The organism is Ochrobactrum sp. XJ1 (genome assembly GCF_024701725.1).
Lineage (GTDB): Bacteria > Pseudomonadota > Alphaproteobacteria > Rhizobiales > Rhizobiaceae > Brucella > Brucella anthropi.
Map to the genome: position 1 here is coordinate 52907 of NZ_VDGD01000003.1, position 17569 is coordinate 70475.

A 17569-nucleotide genomic window follows, 5' to 3' on the forward strand; every position below is an offset into this window, starting at 1 on the left:
GTTTCCGATGCGCCTGACATCCGACTTCTGGGTTTCGGCTTTGATCCGCAATGTTCAGGGCGAGGGCGGCTTTGCCTATCTTGCCCGTCGCGGATCGCCGGAGGCGGGCGCAATCTTCATCAAGGTAAGCTCACGCTTCGGCACCTGCGATCTATATTCGCCTGCGCCGCAAACTTCTTATGAAGAAGATAATGACGGCGAGCGCATGTTCCTGCGCATTCTGCACGATGCCGATGACATGGCGGCAAGTGACCGTATGGCGCGGGAAACCCGCTTCGACCCCGACCTGTGGCTGGTCGAACTGGAAGATATAGCCGATGCGTCGGCACTGTTCTCGATTTCGCAGGACGGAGAAGCTTTCTAAAACTTCTTCCTGATGAACTCTATTTCACCAATCGCTGAAGCGACGGGTGATCGGAATTGGCGGCGTCGGCGAGTGGCGTATCGTCCTCGGCCATTTCACGCAATTTCCCACGCAGCATGGCCGACATGTCTTCCGCCTTCCAGCGCCGCACGAGCGCCATCGCTTTTTCGCGGTCGATGGAGCGATAAATATGCACAAACTCACGCAGGCTGTCGCGGTTGGTGTCGATAGGCCCCAGAATGGCAGTCATGACGAGATAGCATTCTGCAGGCGACAATCCGAGCGCCTTGAGTGCAATCGGCAGATGCGAATCCGGCCACTGTCCGATGATCGCGTCGGACCGTTCAAAGGACAGGTCTAGCGTATCGGCCAGCGCATTGCGGAAAAACTGGCTGTCGATCAGCAGTGCGGTATCGATGAGATGCTGTGAGCCGGTAGTTGCGCCAGCCTCGAAGAAAGGCTGTTGCAACGCGCGTGCCAGTCGTTCGGAACTGTCTTCCTTCATCAGCGGCGCTCTGGCCGCAGAAAGGTCGGGTACATCCGGCCTTTCGAGCGGTTCGGCCTCGATATTGGCGAGATTTTCCTGAAGGGTCAGCGTGCGATCGATGACCGGATCGGCGAAACTGCGCAGCACGCCTTGCAAAAGAACGTCACCGGACTGGCGTCGCGCAATGGCGCGCGCATGGGCAAGACCGTTCTTGCCGATGATCTCGATGAGGTCGGAAGGGCGCAGAAGGGGAGAGCGCAACAGGATCGGTGCGGAGATTTCGACGGGGTCGTCGGCCAGCGTCAGAATGAGGCGGCGCGGTGCGTCTTCCAATTGTGCCAGCGCATTGGCTGCATGACGCTTGCCGCGGGTGGACGCGCATTGCAGTAGCGGCATGGCGAGATCTTCAAGCTGTTGCATGTCCTGCCGTCCGGGGCGCGTGATACCCGCGAACGCCGAAATCGCGGCCGCCAGAAGGTCGTCCGCCTTGCTGCTCCCCGCTTTTGAATTCGACGGGCTCCGGTGGCCTGAAATATCCTCCAGGGCGCGGAACTGATCATTTGTCACGCAGAATACTCCGGTAGGCACACAACTCACCCGTCCCAAATTGCAGATCGCGCATCCGGCAGCAGCCGGTTAATGCGGAAGTGCTCCCCGCATGGGTCGGTATTCCGGATAGTAGCGTTGAAGCCTTAGCAACTCATTAACCGTGCCATAAAGAAACAGCATTTGGCTGGGGTAATGCCTGACGACTTTTGGGGCAGGCAATTAGAGCCCTTCAAACGGAGCGCATTCCGCCTCCGCAAAGAAGCGCTGCACTTCCGTGTTCCACGTCGCGTCAGGCACGAAAACGCGCAGCACGGCGGCACCTTCGCCGATATTCTGCTCAATCAGGATGGAACGTGCATCGGCTTGCGAACCATCCGAGCGCAGACTTGCCATGCCGATGGGATCGGCAAGGATCAGATCGAGCTTGCGTTCGTTGGAAACGCTGTCGTTGAGGCTATAGAGATTGTCTCCGTTGGGCGCATAGATCGAGAGCGACCAATAGGGCACATTTGCCCCGGTCGTGATGTGCACGGGACCATCGGCAAGATCGAAGCGACAGGTGGCTTCCTGTACCAGCGGGTCGCTGTCGCTGACCGGGCCGGTCTTTTCGTCCAGCCTGTGGAAACGGTATGGCTCGCTTCCGGTTTCGATCCGCGACCAGGCGTTCTTGTCGGAATAGAAGGGAACGAGGAAAAGAACTGCGATATGCACAATCGCGGCACCGACGATGCCGAGGAGAACGAGGTGGAGAATTCTAGCCACGGCACGCCCCCTTGTTTGCACCCGGAACACGGGTGAGACCTGGCATCACCAGATCGGAGAGGCCGGAGGATGATGCCGCAGGCGTATCATAGAGCGTCATGACAAGAACGAAATCGCCGCTTCCTTCCACTGGCAACCAGTTGCCGGAAGCTGCATCGGGGCCGATGGTGATCGTGACGCTGCCGTCATCGTCATAAAGCACTTCGCGGGAATGCAGCGCTGCCTGCAGTCCTTCGCGCGGCGGGATCGGTTCGAGATCAGGTGAGGCGGGAAAGACAGTCCAGAATCGGGCCGGTGGCGTCAAGCCACTCTGGCGATAGGTGCAGCCGCGCCGGAGGGTGCGCCCGCTATTGTCGCTGCGCGCATAGAAGGGCAGGCCTTCAGCCGTTCCAAGCGCCAGATAGGCTTTGCGAGCAGCCCGAGCCTTGGAATAGGGGTCGGCATCGGGTGTGCCTGCCGCCGGATAGGCGCTCCAGACCCCGACACGAAGTTCTCCGAAACCCTCAAACCGGTCGAGAACCTTGTCGACGCTCCAGATGCCGCCGCCAAGCGCCAGCACAAGCACAATCGCCGTGTTGAATATCCTTTTGAACATCGCCCCTCAGAGTACCGATATTTTCGTGCGTTCGGCGATCTTAGGCAGAGGCGGAGCCGCAAGGAAGCGGTCATGCAGTTCTTTGATAACTTTTGTCGACATGGGCGAGAGTATGCGCGGCGGTGCTGCCATGGTTTCTTCCGGCTTGGCATTTGCCACTTGCGGCTCGCTCTTCTTGGGCGGCGCCGGGAAAGGCGGAGTAACGCCGGGTATTGGCTTCAACTCGATATTCTGGTGCGCGTAGGCCATCATGCGCTGCCAGGCCATGGCTGGCAGGATGCCGCCGGTCAGGTCTTTCATCGGCGTGAAATTATCATTGCCGAACCAGACAGCCGCCGTGAAATTGCCGGTGAAGCCGACGAACCATGCATCGCGATAGTTCTGTGTCGTGCCGGTCTTGCCACCGACCCGCGTCATCGGCAATGCCGCCCGGCGTCCGGTGCCGCGTTCGGGCACCTGCACCAGCATGGAATTCATTTCGAGTGCGGCCTTTTCCGACAGCGCCCTGTGCGGCTTCGGTGCATCGCGACCAAAGTCCCACAAAACCTTGCCTTCCGACGAAACGATCTGCGTAAATGCATGACGGTTACCGGCCATGCCCGCATTCGGAAACACGTTGAAGCCGGTGGCCTGATCCATCACCGTCATTTCCGATGTGCCGAGCACCATGGTCTTGTGTGACGAGATCGGCGATTCCACGCCCATCGCCTTGGTGAGGGCTACGATGGGGGCTGTGGTCAGATAATCGCGCGCCAGCCGCACCGGTACGCTGTTCAATGAACGGACAAGTGCGGTCGTCAGGTCCACACGACCGGCAAAACTGCGGCCGTAATTACGAGGCGACCAGTTACCCCAGCTGATCGGACCATCCGAAACGATGGTGCTGGGCGTCAGGCCCTTTTCCATCGCTGCCGCGTAGACATAGGGCTTGAAGGACGAACCGGCCTGCCGCAATGCCTTGGTGGCGCGGTTGAACTGGCTTTCGCCGTAGTCCCGCCCGCCAACAAGCGCACGGACGGACCCGTCATTGGCAATGACCACGGTCGCAGCTTCTGCAGCATTATAATCCTTGCCGAACTGGCGCAGATGATACTCCAGTGATTCCTCTGCCGCCTTCTGCAGGTTGCGGTCGAGCGTCGTGCGCACGATCAATGTGTGCTGTGGAATTTTGGCAGCGACCTTTTTCACCTCCTCGAAAGCCCAGTCGAGGAAGTAATCCGGGCTCTCATTCTTGGCGCGGTCGATGACGCTTGCCGGATGACGGCGTGCAACGGCCACTTGTCCGTCGCTCAGGAAGCCGCTTTCAACCATGTTGGAAAGCACGACATTGGCACGCGCACGCGCTGCGGGCAGATTGACATGCGGCGCAAACTTGGCGGGCGCCTTGAAAAGGCCGGCCAGCATTGCGGCTTCTGCCAGCGAGACATCCTTCACGCTTTTGCCGAAATAGAATTCCGAAGCGGCAGCGATACCGAAGGTTCCGCCGCCCATATAGGCGCGGTCGAGGTATAGCTGCAGGATCTCCTTCTTGCTGAGATTGCTTTCCAGCCAGAGCGCGAGGAAGGCTTCCTTGATCTTGCGTTCGATGGTGCGCTCGTTGGAGAGAAAAAGGTTCTTGGCAAGCTGCTGCGTGATGGTCGAGCCGCCTTGCACGACACCATTGGCGCGCATGTTCTGGCTGAGTGCGCGGGTCAGGCCCCAGAAATCAATGCCGTAGTGGTCGAAGAAGCGCCGGTCCTCAGTGCCGAGCACAGCCTTGATGACGTGATCCGGCAATTCGTCGATGGGCACGGCCTGACGATGCAGAATGCCGCGCTGGCCGATTTCATTGCCGTAGCGATCGAGGAAGGTAACGGCATAATCGTCCTGCGCGCGCCAGTCCTTCTTGGTTTCCTCGAAGGCTGGCAGGGCGAGGACGAGCATCAACACCGCACCGCCAACGCCGAGCGTAAACCCTTCATCGAGAACTTCGACCACGAAACGCCGGAAGCCGCGCACGCGAAAACGCCGTGAGAAAATGGTGATATTTTCCCACCACTCGCCGAGATTGTAGCGCAGGCTGTAGAGAGTGGAATCGATCCATGCGTCAAGCCCGATCAGGCGCGATGCCCTGAAGGGTTTGCGCTTCTCGCTTTCGGGGTCTTTATCTGCCGTTTTACGCATGAACACTGACTTCGGCATGGTTGGTTTCGGAGAAAGGCGAAATTACCGTTCCATCATAGCAGATAAATAAGCCACACCTCATGTGAAATGGTTAAGGCGCTCGCAGCTTTTTGGCGTCAGGAATAAAATCAATTATAGGAAAATAATCCTTGACTGCGTAACGCTGCTTTGCTAGGTTTCATATACAATCAAAGAGTTCTGACTAATCAGGTTTATCTCCCTTCGACGCATGCAAACATCACCCTGAAAAGCTGTGGAGGCTTTTCAGGGTGATGTCTTTTGAGGCCACTGGTCGAGGATAAAGTTTTTGCCGCAAAAATCGTAATGAGACATTGGCCAATTTGGGTCTTCTTCTCTTCGGACAACGAAAAGATGATCTCGCGCCGCGCCGCAAGTGCAACAAAACTCCCGATTAAACTCATGAGGCGGAGTTCAGTGGGGCAGTACACTTGCGGAGTAGTTTTCATAGACAGAAAAAATGCGATGCGGTTGGCATCTGGTTCTGCAACATGAAAGGAAACCATCATGATTGACCTTAAGGATGCAATATTTACCTCTGAGGTTACGTGGATCTGGTTCGCCAAGATGGCGGGTGCAATGGCAGGCTCTTTTATGTCGCTCGCCTATATGGCTCCGCGAGGAAAGCGAGAAGCTGCGATCCGTTTCGCGGTCGGCGTGATCTGTGGCATTGTTTTCGGTGGCGCAGCGGGCGTCAAGATTTCAGAAGTATTGGCTCTTGGAGGATTGCTTGGCCGGGAGGAACTGATGTTGATAGGATCCGCGGTTACAAGCTTGGCGGCGTGGTCGGTTCTCGGGGTTTTTCAGCATTTGTCCGAACGACTGAAACATGCGCCTATACCCGGGCTACTTCCTGAAGAAAAAGAAAGGATGACGAATCCTGACGATGGATGAAATCGTAAAATACTGTTCTCGGCGTTCAAGGGGAGTTTGGCAGCCACCTTTCGGGAATCAAGTGTCCCCCTAGCTGTTTTGCTATAGAGGAAGCAAAAAGCAGTCAGACCTAGACACTTGTCGATATGTCAGAAGACAGACCGATCTCGTCCATGGCATTCCTGTTTAGTGTTGTATGGGTCTGGGCAAGGAACGGACATGTAGGTTCAGTCGTCCTCCGCATGTCGACAATAATTCCCCAGAAAGAAAGGCTCATTGGTTGAAATAGAGGATGGCCTTGGTCGATCCTGGTTCAACTGGTTTCGTTTCGTTTCGTTTCGTTTTTTAATCATTCTCTAGTGCTTCCGGAACCGCAACCGTCTTGATCGATCAGGATGCTTTAACGGATATTCTGCTACAACAGGTGACCGCAATTGTCGGAATTGTTACGGTATTCGGTCGTATAGAAGGCACTTCACGCATTTCATAATTTCACAAAGCGTGATAGTCAGGGGCTGAATTTTCCTTTGGGCCCGGAAGAGGAATGGTTGTTCATGCATCGTTCAGCTGTGGGGCGCTATATAAGGCGGCATGATGAAACAAAATTCTGCACTCAAAGTTTTCGCGCTTCTAGCGGTTAGTATTGGCTTGCTGCCGGTCGATGCCGGTGCCTTGCCGATGACTGCGCCGCAGAAATCCAATCTCATTGTCGCTGCCGCCGGAGATTGTGCGGCGGTCGGCGAACAGGTGGCTGCCCAGCAGGGCGGTCAGCTTGCCAAGGCCACCGCCACGACTCAGAACGGGCGTCCCATGTGCGTGGTCGTGGTGCTTGTGCCAGGCCGCGATGGCGAGCGTCCACGCCGCGTTGAAGTGGCTGTTCCCGCTCAATAACTACAGCTTTTGCCGCTGTTTTTCGTAGATTGAGGGAGAATGTCCGCTTGCGTATCCTGATCGTTGAAGACGACAAGGACCTGAACCGGCAGCTTTCCGAAGCAATGGCTGCTGCCGGTTATGTGGTCGACCGTGCCTATGACGGCGAGGAAGGGCATTATCTCGGCGATACGGAGCCCTATGATGCTGTGGTGCTCGACATCGGCCTGCCACGTATGGATGGCATCAGCGTCGTGGAGCGTTGGCGGCGCAGCGGGCGTACAATGCCTGTTCTCATGCTTACGGCCCGCGATCGCTGGAGCGACAAGGTTGCCGGTATTGACGCCGGAGCCGACGATTATGTGGCCAAGCCCTTTCATATCGAGGAAGTGCTTGCGCGGTTGCGCGCGCTGATCCGCCGCGCTGCGGGACATGCTTCGTCGGAACTCGTCTGCGGGCCGCTCTATCTTGATACGAAAACGTCGAAGGCAAGTGTCAACGGCGTTGCGCTCAAGCTTACCTCGCACGAATATCGGCTTCTGTCCTATCTGATGCACCATATGGATGAGGTGGTCTCGCGTACTGAACTGGTCGAACATCTCTACGATCAGGATTTTGACCGCGATTCCAATACGATTGAAGTCTTTGTCGGTCGCTTGCGCAAGAAAATGGGTGTCGACCTGATCGAGACCGTGCGCGGCATGGGCTATCGCATCCGCTCTGAAGAGGGCGGGGACGAAACGAAAGGCGATGACAGCTGAAGCTTCTTAGCGTCTTTCCTCCGCTACGTTCGCTCGCAGTCCGCGTCGTTACTCTTTCGACGATCTGGGTCATCGTGGCACTTGTGGTGGTGGCGACTTTCATCGGCTCACTTTATGGCGAAGCTGCGCGCAGCAATTTTGAACGCCTGTTGACCGCCCACCTGTTCAGTCTGGTCGGTGCCGTCAGCACGTCGGGCGAGGGCTCCTTGCAGGGGCGCCCGGAACTGGGCGAATTACGCTATTCCAGCCCGCTCTCCGGTTGGTACTGGTCCGTCGATCCCGTCACGCCGAACCTGACCGGAAAATTGCAATCGCCATCGCTGATAGGGCGCATCGTACCGGAAATGCCGGTCTCGCAGGCACCCTTCGACAGTTCCTTCATGCGTAGCTACACCTTGCCCGGCCTCAACGGCGAGGAGCTCTTCATCGTTGAAACCGAAGTGGTTCTGGATACTGCCAATCGCGTTGCGCGTTTTCGTGTCATGGGCAATCTCAGCGAGGTTCTGAAGGAGATATCCGATTTCAGAACCAGCCTCGCGACCTATCTGGCGATTTTCGGCATCGGCAGTATCCTCATCAATGCCGCTGTGATCCTGTTCGGCCTGCGTCCGCTCGACAAGGTGCGTCAAACGCTGGCCGATATTCGCGAGGGACGTTCGTCCAAGCTCGATGCGTCGCTGCCTGTCGAAATTGCGCCGCTCGCCAGTGAAATGAATGCGCTGATCGAAAACAATCGCCGTATTGTCGAACGGTCGCGAACGCAGGTCGGCAATCTCGCCCATTCTCTCAAAACTCCGCTTTCCGTGCTGGTCAATGAAGCACGGAGCATGGGTGGTGAACATGGACGCATTGTTCAGGAACAGAGCGAGGCGATGCAGGTGCAGATACAGCACTATCTGCAGCGCGCGCGCATTGCCGCGCAGCGTGACAGTGTGGTGTTCCGTACACCTGTGACGCCGGTTCTCGAACGCATGCAGCGCGTCACGGCGAAACTCAATCCGGCTTTCAGCGTTAACTTCAGGAATGAACTGCCCAATGCGGTCTTTGCTGGCGAAAGGGAAGATCTGGAAGAGATCGTCGGGAATCTGCTGGAGAATGCGGGCAAATGGGGCCGCAAACGTATCAATATCGGGCTTGCCCCTATTTCTGGGGAGCAACGGCAGTTTGAAGTCCTGATAGAAGATGACGGTCCAGGTCTGGCATCAGACAATATCGAGGCAGCGCTGAAGCGCGGCAGCCGCGTCGATGAAACAAAACCGGGAACGGGGCTTGGGCTGGCAATCGTGCAGGATACCGTTCGCGAATATGGCGGCAGCCTGCATCTGGGCAAGAGTGCGTTTGGTGGATTGGGTGTTCGGGTCGTGTTGCCGCTGACGGAAGATTGAAGGTTGTTTTTGGTCGAAAGCCAACTAGAAGATAAACTGAAAAAGTCACATGCCGATATAGTGTGCATGCTAATTGTTCATGAAGGCCGGTTGTTATGATGATGGTATCCAGGTTTTCTCACCCAGTTTCAGTCGCTTCGATGATGCTTGCCGTGGCGCTCGCATTGTCAGCCTGTGGCACGACCGGCAAGGGCACTGGTCTTGCTTCGCTGGGCGGTGGTTCTACGGAACAGAAGCCCGAAACCAGCCTGTTGACGTCTCTTGGAAACGGTCTCCTTGGCAGCGCCGCAAATCAGCTGAACGCAGCCGACCGCAAGAAGGCCCTTGAGGCTGAATATCGTGCGCTTGAATATTCACCGGCAGGCAAGGCCGTATCCTGGAGCGGGAGCGGGTCGAATTCCGGCGACGTGACGGCGGCGCAGCCTTATCAGGTCGGCTCTCAGAATTGCCGCCAGTATTCGCACAGCTTCAACATCGGCGGGTCGCAGCAGACTTCCCGTGGAACAGCATGTCGCAATCCAGACGGCAGCTGGACTCCTCTGACCTAACTCTCGCGTCCTACCTTTGCGGCGAATTGCCCTAGGTAGCAACTTACTGCAGGTAGTAGTTGGTTTTTCCCTTGGCTGCGCTTAAGTCGTAGCCATGGGATTCTGGCTTATTGCAGCATTACTGACATTGGCAGCCACTCTGGCTGTTTTGTTGCCTCTCACGCGGCGCAAGCAGGCATTCTTGCCCGCTGAAAAGAACGATCTTGAGGTCTATCGGGATCAGTTGCGCGAGGTCGAAGCCGACGCTGCACGCGGCATGATCGACCCGCAGAGCGCCGAACAGGCACGCATCGAAATCTCGCGTCGCATTTTGAATGCTGAAAAGTCCGGCAAGGAAGCTGCGGAAGCCGCGGGCAAGGCAGTGCCGGGCCGGATGCTGGCTTTCATCGCCGTGCTTGCAGTGCCGCTGATCGCCTGGGGCATCTATCCGCTTTTCGGCAAACCTGACATGCCTTCCATGCCGCTCGCCGAACGGCTTTCGGCCAGTGCGGATCGCGGCTCTGTCGATGAACTGGTAGCGCGTGCCGAAGCGCATCTGGCGCAAAATCCGGGCGATGTGCGTGGATGGGACGTGCTGGCGCCGATCTATCTGCGGCTTGGTCGCGCCGCTGATGCCGTCAATGCCTATCGCAGCTCCATTCGCATCGCCGGTGAGAATTTCCCACGCGTTTTGGGATTGGGTGAAGCACTGGCAACCGCTTCGGGCGGCACCGTGACCGCCGAGGCTGAAGGCTTTTTCAAGAAAGCTGCCGATCTCGAACCGAATGATGTTCGCCCGCAGTTCTACCTCGCACAGGGCGAGATGCAGGACGGTCGTATGGATATAGCCGCCAATCGCCTGCAGGCGTTCCTCGACAAGGCGCCGGCCGATGCGCCGTGGCGCGGTCAGATCGAACAGGCTATCGCCCGGCTTCGTAACCCTGCTTCCAACGGTGAACAGCAGCCGAAAGGGCCGACAGCGGATGATGTCGATGCCGCTTCGTCGCTCAGCCCGGAGGACCGGCAGGCGATGATCGAAGGCATGGTTCAACGTCTTGATGAAAGTCTTCGCCAGAATAGTGGGGATGTCGAAGGCTGGAAGCGTCTCGTGCGCTCCTATATGATCCTCAACCGTCGCGATGCAGCGCTGGACGCTCTCAATCGCGGCATGACAGCCCTTCAGGGCGAAAGCCGGACGAACTTGCAGAGTTTCGCAGCCGGTCTTGGACTGGAGACAGGGAACGCACAAAAATGAGCGCGACCGCAGAAGACAACGCACGTGGTGCCAAACCGGCGGGTAATTTTGCCCGAACCGTCAGCCAAAGAAAGCGCAAGCGCCTGTTCCTGATCGGCGGCGCACTGGCGGTTCTGGCCGTAGCGGTTGGATTGATGCTGATGGCCTTTAGTCAGGACATTCGCTTCTTCCGTACACCTGCCGACCTGACGGAACAGGATATGGCCTCCGGCTCGCGGTTCCGTCTCGGTGGCCTCGTCGAGGAAGGGTCCGTCAGCCGCGAGGGCAGCGAGCTGCGCTTTACAGTGACCGATACGATCAAGACCGTGAAGGTCGTGTTCGAGGGTATTCCGCCTGATCTCTTCCGCGAAGGGCAGGGCGTTGTCGCCGAAGGGCGCTTCGGAGACGATGGCGTGTTCCGCGCCGATAATGTGCTGGCGAAGCACGATGAGAATTACGTTCCCAAGGACCTTGCCGACAGCCTGAAGGAAAAGGGCGTCTGGGAAGGCAAATAAAAACTAGGGCATTTCGTATCGGACCGGTGGTCCGATACGAAATGCTTGATGGAGACTGCAGATGAGTGTCGAGATCGGCCATTTCGCTCTGGTTCTGGCACTGGCCCTGTCGATTGTCCAATCGATCGTGCCGGTGGTTGGTGCGCATCGCCGGGATACGCAGCTCATGTCAGTCGCGGCGCCGACGGCAATTGCAGTCTTCGCGTTGATCTGCCTTGCATCGGCGGTGCTTGTCCATGCCTATGTCGTGTCGGATTTCTCGGTCCTGAACGTGGTTGAGAACTCGCATTCGCAAAAGCCGCTCCTCTACAAAATCACGGGCGTCTGGGGCAATCACGAAGGCTCAATGCTGCTGTGGGTGTTCATTCTCACCTTTTTCAGTGCGCTGGTCGCTGCATTTTCTGGCAATCTGCCTGAAACATTGCGCGCCAATGTCCTTGCCGTGCAGGGCTGGATCGGTGTCGCATTTCTGGCATTCATTGTGTTCACCTCGAACCCGTTCACCCGCATTTTTCCGGCTCCGATGGAGGGCGGCGATCTCAATCCGATCCTTCAGGATATCGGTCTCGCGATCCATCCGCCGCTGCTCTATCTCGGCTATGTCGGTTTTTCGGTATGCTTTTCCTTTGCCGTAGCGGCACTGCTCGAGGGGCGTCTCGATGCTGCATGGGCGCGCTGGGTACGTCCGTGGGCCCTCGTGGCCTGGATGTTCCTGACTGGTGGCATCGCCATGGGTTCTTACTGGGCCTATTACGAGCTTGGCTGGGGCGGCTGGTGGTTCTGGGACCCGGTCGAAAACGCTTCGTTCATGCCGTGGCTGGTCGGCACCGCATTGCTTCATTCGGCTCTCGTGATGGAAAAACGCTCGGCGCTGAAAATCTGGACCGTGCTGCTTGCGATCCTCACTTTCTCGCTGTCGCTGCTTGGTACATTCCTTGTCCGCTCCGGTGTTCTGACCTCGGTTCACAGCTTCGCCACCGATCCGGGGCGCGGTCTTTTCATTCTGGCGATCCTTGCAATTTTCATTGGCGGATCGCTGTCGCTTTTCGCATTTCGCGTGCAGAGCCTGACGGCAGGCGGCATTTTCCACCCGATTTCGCGCGAAGGCGCGCTCGTCTTCAACAATCTGTTTCTGACGACCGCTGCCGCAACTGTGCTGATCGGTACGCTCTACCCGCTGCTGCTGGAAGTGATGACCGGCGACAAGATTTCCGTCGGCGCACCGTTCTTCAACATGACGTTCGGTCCGCTGATGATCCCGCTTCTTTTTGCGGTTCCCTTCGGCCCGCTGCTCGCCTGGAAACGCGGTGATCTTTACGGCGTGTCGCAGCGGCTGATGACAGCTTTCGCGCTCTCGCTTCTGGCTGCGGCGATCGTTCTGTGGAGCACATCGGCGAAATCGGTTCTCGCTGCCTGCGGTATCGGGCTTGCCGTATGGCTGATTTTCGGCAGCCTGACGGATCTTGTTCTCAAGTCTGGCATCGGCAAGGTATCCGCTGGCAAGGCAGTTGCGCGCTTCAAGGGTTTGCCACGTTCGGTCTTTGGCACGGCGCTCGCCCATATCGGGCTTGGCGTAACGCTGCTCGGCATTGTGAGCGTGACCACGTTTGGCACTGAGAATGTGTTGATCATGCGTCCGGGCGACACGGCCAAGGTGCAGAATTACACACTTCGCTTCGACGGCCTGCGCCCGCTGACCGGTTCGAATTTCACCGAAAACCGGGGCACTTTCACGCTGCTCGATTCCAGCTCGCGCAGTCTCGGGCAGATTGAGCCGTCCAAGCGCTTTTTCCCAGCACGCCAGATGCCAACAACTGAATCGGGCATCAAAACCCTGTGGTTCAGTCAGGTCTATGTCGCGCTTGGCGATGAACCGGGCGATGGATCAGCCGTCGTTCGCATCTGGTGGAAGCCTGACGTGACACTCATCTGGTATGGCGCTCTCGTGATGATGGTGGGTGCGCTGTTTTCCCTTGCAGATCGTCGCCTGCGGGTTGGCGCACCTTCGCGCAGTCGCAAGTCCGCGTCGAAAGAAGCGGAGGCCACAGCATGAGAAAGCACTCGGCATTTGCGGCGCTCCTGCTCGGTGCTGCTCTGGCTATTCAAGGGACGGCGGCGTTCGCAGTCAATCCGGATGAAGTCCTGTCCGATCCGGCGCTTGAAAAGCGCGCCCGAACCATTTCCGGCGAACTGCGCTGCATGGTCTGCCAGAACGAATCCATCGACGATTCCAATGCCGAGCTTGCCCGCGATCTTCGCGTTCTCGTCCGTGACCGGCTGAAAGAAGGCGATAGCGACGAACAGGTCATGGATTTCATCGTCGACCGTTACGGCGAATTCGTGCTTCTGAAGCCGCGTCTCAATGCGCGCACAGTGCTTCTGTGGGGCTTTCCTGTCGCCGTGCTTCTGATCGGTGCGGTCGCGCTGGTTGTTGCCTTTCGCGGACGCAAACAGGCAGGCGAAGCGCCTAAACCGCTCACCGAAAGCGAAAAGGTGGAACTCGCGCGTCTGCTGGACGGAAAATAAGCGCTGGTCGCCTGCGGTTGTTATTCGTAACCTTACGAAACTTTCATGTTGTGGAAACGGAGCGGTAAGGTAGCCCTGACTATCTTACGCTCTATAAAGGTTTCACAGGTCCACGTTTCCTGAAGGATCAGGGACGGCCGGATTGCTGCTCGTAAGGAGAAATAAATGTCCAGAGCCAGGATTTCCAACTATCGCAAAGGCGTTGCCGCGATTGCACTATCGGCTGTTCTCGCCGGTGGTTTTGTCGCGACCGGCCCGCTCGGTGCGCTCAATGACGCCCGCGCGGAAGCCGTGCAGGTAACGCCACCACCGCAGGCTGCGGGTTTTGCCGATCTTGTTGAGAAGGTTCGTCCGGCTGTCGTCAGCGTTCGTGTAAAGAAGGACGTGCAGCAAACTGCTGATCGCGGTGGCAGTGGCCAGTTCTCGGGCCCTCCCGGGTTTGATCAGCTTCCGGACGATCATCCGCTGAAGCGCTTCTTCCGTGATTTCGGCATGGACCCGCGTGGCGATGCACGTCCCGACGCTCGTCCGGATCGCCGCGGCCCCGGCAAGCGTGGCCCGCGCCCCGGTCATGAACGTCCGGTCGCTCAGGGTTCCGGCTTCTTCATTTCCGAAGACGGCTATGTCGTAACCAACAATCACGTCGTTTCCGATGGCGATGCATATAGCGTTGTCATGGATGACGGCACGGAACTTGACGCGAAGCTGATCGGCACCGATCCGCGCACAGATCTGGCCGTGCTGAAGGTCAACGATCCGAAGCAGAAGTTCACCTATGTTGCATTTGGCGATGACAACAAGATTCGCGTCGGCGACTGGGTCGTGGCTGTCGGCAACCCGTTCGGCCTTGGCGGCACGGTGACGTCGGGTATTGTATCGGCTCGTGGCCGTGATATCGGCGCCGGTCCTTACGATGACTTCATCCAGATCGACGCGGCTGTGAACAAGGGTAATTCCGGTGGTCCGGCCTTCAACCTGTCTGGTCAGGTGATCGGCATCAACACCGCCATCTTCTCGCCTTCGGGCGGCAGCGTGGGCATTGCCTTTGCAATCCCAGCCTCGACCGCGAAGCAGGTTGTTGACCAGCTCATCAAGAAGGGCTCGGTGGAACGTGGCTGGATCGGTGTTCAGATTCAGCCGGTGACGAAGGATATTGCTGCTTCGCTCGGCCTTGCCGAAGAGAAGGGTGCAATCGTTGCGTCGCCGCAGAAGGACGGTCCTGCTGCCAAGGCGGGCATCCAGTCCGGTGATGTGATCACGGCTGTCAATGGCGAAACCGTGCAGGATCCGCGCGATCTGGCACGCAAGGTTGCTGGCATTGTTCCTGGCGAAAAGGCGGCACTCACCGTCTGGCGCAAGAACAAGGCCGAGGAAGTCGATATCACCATTGAAGCGATGCCGGGCGATCTCGGCAAGGCAGCCAGCGCCTTGGGCGACAATGGCGGTGGTCAGAACGAGACCCTCGACTCCTATGGCCTGACCGTGACCCCGTCCGAAGACGGTAACGGCGTAGTGGTAACCGATGTCGATCCCGACAGCGATGCCTCCGATCGCGGTATCCGTTCCGGCGATATCATCATGAGCGTCAATAACCAGACGGTGAAGAGCGCCAAGGATATCAACAACGCCATCAGCGAAGCCGCCAAGTCGGGTCGCAAGGCAGTGCTGCTGCAATTGCAGAGCAACGATCAGAGCCGCTTTGTGGCCCTGCCGATCGATCAGGGATGATGACCGGCAGCCCCTTAAGGCTCTGAGCAATTCGATGCCAGGCGGTTCTCCGCCTGGCATCGCCTTATCATCAAACGGTATTATAAGTAGCGCCATGAAGATTCTCGTTATTGAAGATGACCGCGAAGCGGCCCGCTATCTGGAGAAGGCCTTCACCGAGGCCGGACATTCCGCCGATATCGCCGGAGACGGCGAAACCGGCTATACGCTGGCCGAGAATGGAAGCTACGATGTCCTCGTAGTCGACCGTATGCTGCCAAAGCGCGATGGCTTGTCCGTCGTGGCTGGTCTGCGCGCCAGGGGTATGGAAACCCCGGTCCTGATCCTTTCCGCGCTCGGCGAAGTGGATGACCGCGTCACGGGCTTGCGCGCCGGTGGTGACGACTACCTGACCAAACCCTATGCATTTTCCGAACTGTTGGCTCGCGTCGAGGTCCTGCAGCGTCGTTCCAGCCCGCGTGAGGCGGACACGATCTACCGCGTCGGTGATCTGGAGCTTGACCGGCTTGCGCATACTGCGCGCCGTCAGGATGTAGATATCACGCTTCAGCCCCGCGAGTTTCGTCTTCTCGAATATCTGATGCGCCATGCCGGACAGGTCGTCACGCGCACGATGTTGCTTGAAAACGTCTGGGATTATCACTTCGATCCGCAGACCAATGTGATCGACGTGCATATCTCGCGGCTGCGTTCGAAAATCGAGAAGGGCTTTGACGGTCCACTGCTTCATACTGTGCGTGGCGCCGGTTACATGTTGAAGGCAGGGCGAGCGAAACAATCTGCAGCCGCCAAGGTGGATTGATGAGCCGCTTCTCAGCGCTCATGCGCACAACCGCTGTTCGACTATCAACGCTCTATCTGCTGCTCTTCATCGTGGGTGCGATAGCGTTGGTTTTCTACATGACCAATTTATCGGCCTCCATGCTGGCAGCGCAGACCCAGCAGTCGCTGGGCGAAGAAGTCGGCAGCATCGGCAAAAGCTATGCGCGAGGCGGCATCCCGCAGCTCGTGCGCACAATCGACTATCGTTCACGCCAGCCAGGTGCTTACCTCTATCTGGTGGCCGACCCGACGGGCCGCATCCTTGCAGGCAATGTTGAAAGCGTAGAACCCGGTGTTCTGGACACCGATGGCGTTATCGAGCGCGGGTTCAAATATCGGCGCTATGGCGAGCAGGGAACAGAAACGGAACATCGCGCCATTGCAGTCGTGATTGCCTTGCCGAACGGCATGCGGCTTCTGGTCGGTCGCGATCTGGGTGAACCAGAACGGTTCCGCGATGTTATTCGCCAGTCGCTGATGCTGGCGCTGGGCATCATGGGTGTTGGCGCGCTCTTGATCTGGCTGGTAGTCGGGCGCCGTGCATTGAAGCGCATTGATGAGGTTTCGCGGGCGTCGCAGCGCATTATGGATGGCGATTTGACAGGGAGGCTTCCGGTCAATGGTTCTGGTGACGAGTTCGATCGCCTGTCAAGCAATCTCAATGTCATGCTCGGCAAAATTCTGGAACTGAACGAGGGGCTGAAACAGGTCTCCGATAATATCGCACATGATCTTAAAACGCCGCTGACGCGTCTGCGTAACCGCGCGGAAGAAGCTCTTTCCGGCAAGAAGGCGGGGCCTGAATATCGTGAAGCGCTTGAAGATATCATTGGCGAGTCGGATCAACTGATCCGGACCTTCAACGCGATCCTGATGATTTCGCGTCTTGAAGCAGGTTATTCGTCCGAAAGTCTGGAGAATATGCCGGTAGCGCCGATCCTTCGCGACGTGGCCGAAATGTATGAGCCCGTTGCCGAGGACGTGGGCGTGAACCTGACACTTGGCGATCTCGATGAAGTTGCGCTTCATATCAATCGCGAACTGGTCGGGCAGACGATTTCCAATCTCGTGGACAATGCAATTAAATATGCCGGTGGCGATGAGCGGACCGCGACCGTGAGTCTTTCGATGGAACGTGATCCGAACTGGGTCCGCATCATCGTTGCCGATAACGGTCCCGGTATTCCTGAAGAAAAACGCGAACAGGCAACGGAACGTTTTGTCCGTCTTGAGGAAAGCCGCACACAGCCCGGCTCGGGACTCGGTTTAAGTCTTGCCAAGGCTGTGATGAAATTGCACGGTGGCGCACTTCGTCTTGAAGGCAATGATCCGGGCCTGCGCGCCGTGCTGGAGTTCCCGTTGCCATCGGACAAGGTCGAATAATGGCGTG

Annotated in this window: 18 protein-coding genes; 13 read left to right on the forward strand and 5 right to left on the reverse strand. The window is 57.7% G+C overall.

The window, feature by feature from the left end; translation table 11 throughout:
- Positions 1–7: 7 nt before the first annotated feature.
- Positions 8–364, forward strand: a complete 357-nt coding sequence (locus tag FG152_RS05740) for a DUF1491 family protein (RefSeq protein ID WP_029925319.1) — start codon at positions 8–10, stop codon at positions 362–364.
- 19 nt (positions 365–383) lie between these two features.
- On the opposite strand, the gene FG152_RS05745 is transcribed toward FG152_RS05740, so the two are convergent.
- The 5 genes from FG152_RS05745 to FG152_RS05765 all read right to left on the reverse strand — a co-directional run bounded on the left by FG152_RS05745 (position 384) and on the right by FG152_RS05765 (position 5447).
- On the reverse strand, positions 384–1418 hold the full coding sequence (locus tag FG152_RS05745) for a DUF2336 domain-containing protein (RefSeq protein ID WP_010661586.1): 1035 nt from the start codon (positions 1416–1418) through the stop codon (positions 384–386).
- Positions 1419–1619: 201 nt separating this feature from the next.
- The gene (locus FG152_RS05750; protein ID WP_010661587.1) at positions 1620–2162 is read right to left on the reverse strand and encodes a DUF1254 domain-containing protein; all 543 of its coding nucleotides are present in this window, start codon (positions 2160–2162) and stop codon (positions 1620–1622) included.
- A complete protein-coding gene (locus tag FG152_RS05755; protein WP_264812694.1) occupies positions 2155–2757 on the reverse strand; it encodes a DUF1214 domain-containing protein in 603 nt (200 codons plus the stop codon). Before FG152_RS05755 ends, FG152_RS05750 begins: the two co-directional genes overlap by 8 nt.
- A gap of 6 nt (positions 2758–2763) precedes the next feature.
- Entirely contained in the window at positions 2764–4938 is a 2175-nt protein-coding gene (locus tag FG152_RS05760) for a penicillin-binding protein 1A (RefSeq protein ID WP_029376303.1), read from the reverse strand.
- Between the two features lie 194 nt (positions 4939–5132).
- Positions 5133–5447 (reverse strand): hypothetical protein, encoded by a 315-nt coding sequence (locus FG152_RS05765; RefSeq protein WP_498985479.1) that lies wholly within the window; start codon positions 5445–5447, stop codon positions 5133–5135.
- On the opposite strand from FG152_RS05765, the gene FG152_RS05770 reads away from it, so the two are divergent.
- From FG152_RS05770 to FG152_RS05825, 12 genes are all read left to right on the forward strand, one after another.
- On the forward strand, positions 5446–5832 hold the full coding sequence (locus FG152_RS05770; protein WP_264812697.1) for a DUF6107 family protein: 387 nt from the start codon (positions 5446–5448) through the stop codon (positions 5830–5832). The genes FG152_RS05765 and FG152_RS05770 overlap by 2 nt on opposite strands.
- Positions 5833–6405: 573 nt before the next feature.
- Positions 6406–6702, forward strand: a complete 297-nt coding sequence (locus FG152_RS05775) for a hypothetical protein (RefSeq protein WP_010661592.1) — start codon at positions 6406–6408, stop codon at positions 6700–6702.
- Between the two features lie 47 nt (positions 6703–6749).
- The gene (locus FG152_RS05780) at positions 6750–7442 is read left to right on the forward strand and encodes a response regulator transcription factor (RefSeq protein ID WP_010661593.1); all 693 of its coding nucleotides are present in this window, start codon (positions 6750–6752) and stop codon (positions 7440–7442) included.
- A gap of 74 nt (positions 7443–7516) precedes the next feature.
- On the forward strand, positions 7517–8827 hold the full coding sequence (locus tag FG152_RS05785) for an ATP-binding protein (protein ID WP_114048342.1): 1311 nt from the start codon (positions 7517–7519) through the stop codon (positions 8825–8827).
- Positions 8828–8922: 95 nt separating this feature from the next.
- Complete coding sequence (locus tag FG152_RS05790) at positions 8923–9375, forward strand: RT0821/Lpp0805 family surface protein (protein ID WP_012092444.1); 453 nt, start codon at positions 8923–8925, stop codon at positions 9373–9375.
- A gap of 94 nt (positions 9376–9469) precedes the next feature.
- Positions 9470–10609 (forward strand): c-type cytochrome biogenesis protein CcmI, encoded by a 1140-nt coding sequence (gene ccmI / locus FG152_RS05795; RefSeq protein WP_043062632.1) that lies wholly within the window; start codon positions 9470–9472, stop codon positions 10607–10609.
- Positions 10606–11103 carry a cytochrome c maturation protein CcmE gene (gene ccmE, locus FG152_RS05800; protein WP_010661597.1) on the forward strand — a complete coding sequence of 166 codons (498 nt, stop codon included), beginning with the start codon at positions 10606–10608 and terminating at the stop codon, positions 11101–11103. Before ccmI ends, ccmE begins: the two co-directional genes overlap by 4 nt.
- A 61-nt stretch (positions 11104–11164) precedes the next feature.
- Positions 11165–13156, forward strand: coding sequence for a heme lyase CcmF/NrfE family subunit (locus FG152_RS05805; RefSeq protein WP_010661598.1), 1992 nt, complete (start codon positions 11165–11167; stop codon positions 13154–13156).
- Positions 13153–13629 carry a cytochrome c-type biogenesis protein gene (locus FG152_RS05810; protein ID WP_114048343.1) on the forward strand — a complete coding sequence of 159 codons (477 nt, stop codon included), beginning with the start codon at positions 13153–13155 and terminating at the stop codon, positions 13627–13629. The genes FG152_RS05805 and FG152_RS05810 overlap by 4 nt, the downstream gene beginning before the upstream one ends.
- Positions 13630–13794: 165 nt before the next feature.
- The gene (locus tag FG152_RS05815) at positions 13795–15357 is read left to right on the forward strand and encodes a Do family serine endopeptidase (protein WP_029925303.1); all 1563 of its coding nucleotides are present in this window, start codon (positions 13795–13797) and stop codon (positions 15355–15357) included.
- Between the two features lie 94 nt (positions 15358–15451).
- Positions 15452–16159 (forward strand): response regulator transcription factor, encoded by a 708-nt coding sequence (locus FG152_RS05820; RefSeq protein WP_010661601.1) that lies wholly within the window; start codon positions 15452–15454, stop codon positions 16157–16159.
- Positions 16156–17562, forward strand: coding sequence for a sensor histidine kinase (locus FG152_RS05825; protein ID WP_029376305.1), 1407 nt, complete (start codon positions 16156–16158; stop codon positions 17560–17562). Before FG152_RS05820 ends, FG152_RS05825 begins: the two co-directional genes overlap by 4 nt.
- The last annotated feature ends 7 nt before the right edge of the window (positions 17563–17569 follow it).

Coding starts and splice junctions, on each gene's coding strand:
- FG152_RS05740 (WP_029925319.1), top strand. CDS start 8: ATGCGCCTGACATCCGACTTCTGGGTTTCGGCTTTGATCCGCAATGTT.
- FG152_RS05755 (WP_264812694.1), bottom strand. CDS start 2,757: ATGTTCAAAAGGATATTCAACACGGCGATTGTGCTTGTGCTGGCGCTT.
- FG152_RS05760 (WP_029376303.1), bottom strand. CDS start 4,938: ATGCCGAAGTCAGTGTTCATGCGTAAAACGGCAGATAAAGACCCCGAA.
- FG152_RS05770 (WP_264812697.1), top strand. CDS start 5,446: ATGATTGACCTTAAGGATGCAATATTTACCTCTGAGGTTACGTGGATC.
- FG152_RS05765 (WP_498985479.1), bottom strand. CDS start 5,447: ATGATGGTTTCCTTTCATGTTGCAGAACCAGATGCCAACCGCATCGCA.
- FG152_RS05775 (WP_010661592.1), top strand. CDS start 6,406: ATGAAACAAAATTCTGCACTCAAAGTTTTCGCGCTTCTAGCGGTTAGT.
- FG152_RS05790 (WP_012092444.1), top strand. CDS start 8,923: ATGATGATGGTATCCAGGTTTTCTCACCCAGTTTCAGTCGCTTCGATG.
- ccmI (WP_043062632.1), top strand. CDS start 9,470: ATGGGATTCTGGCTTATTGCAGCATTACTGACATTGGCAGCCACTCTG.
- ccmE (WP_010661597.1), top strand. CDS start 10,606: ATGAGCGCGACCGCAGAAGACAACGCACGTGGTGCCAAACCGGCGGGT.
- FG152_RS05805 (WP_010661598.1), top strand. CDS start 11,165: ATGAGTGTCGAGATCGGCCATTTCGCTCTGGTTCTGGCACTGGCCCTG.
- FG152_RS05810 (WP_114048343.1), top strand. CDS start 13,153: ATGAGAAAGCACTCGGCATTTGCGGCGCTCCTGCTCGGTGCTGCTCTG.
- FG152_RS05815 (WP_029925303.1), top strand. CDS start 13,795: ATGTCCAGAGCCAGGATTTCCAACTATCGCAAAGGCGTTGCCGCGATT.
- FG152_RS05820 (WP_010661601.1), top strand. CDS start 15,452: ATGAAGATTCTCGTTATTGAAGATGACCGCGAAGCGGCCCGCTATCTG.